Genomic DNA, 648 nt, shown 5'->3' on the forward strand with positions numbered 1-648 from the left:
ACTGTCACGTTACGCGCATTTTTCACAAGCAGCGCGTCGATCAAGTTGTTGTTATTGCGAAACTCACGATGCATCTTTTTTAGAGCTTCTGGATCGTTACTCAATTTAAAGCGGAACGTCACTGGTATTTGGCCAATATAGGTATCAGCGAAACGAACTTGAACCGAATCAAGACGTTGGTAAAAGTCTTCACCCTTGCTGTTACCAAAAGACACAGTGATCACTTGATCGTACTTAGTGATTTTGGATAGAAACGGCATCCGGAAATGAATACCAGGTTCAGTAAACACATCCAACTCACCAGTGATGTTGTTTTGATGCACATAACTATAGCCAGCATCTGTCATCAAAACCGAACTGTTGATCGTTAAACCTACAGCCAATAAAGGCACACCAATCAATGCCGCTTTTATCCCGCGATGAAGCAACTGACGTCGTTCTTCTACTTTTAAGCCTTGTCCTAAGCTTCTGCTTTCCATGTTTTTCTCCTTATTATTTCGGTTGTCATTGAGTTAAATCGATGAAAATCAAGCTGCTATGCAACTCGCTGACAACAGGTGTTAATGTATCAAATTGTTACATTAAGAAATAATCGAAAGATTCATGAAATTAATGCGATTTTTACGAATAATACAAAATCGATAAGAA

1 protein-coding gene is annotated in these 648 nt (G+C 39.0%); it reads right to left on the bottom strand.

Translation table 11 applies throughout. The features are described from left to right. On the bottom strand, positions 1–479 hold a 479-nt coding region (locus R8N47_RS25880; protein ID WP_318186191.1), incomplete at its 3' end, for an SPFH domain-containing protein. Positions 480–648: the final 169 nt, after the last annotated feature.

This window comes from Vibrio sp. 2132-1 (assembly GCF_033344315.1).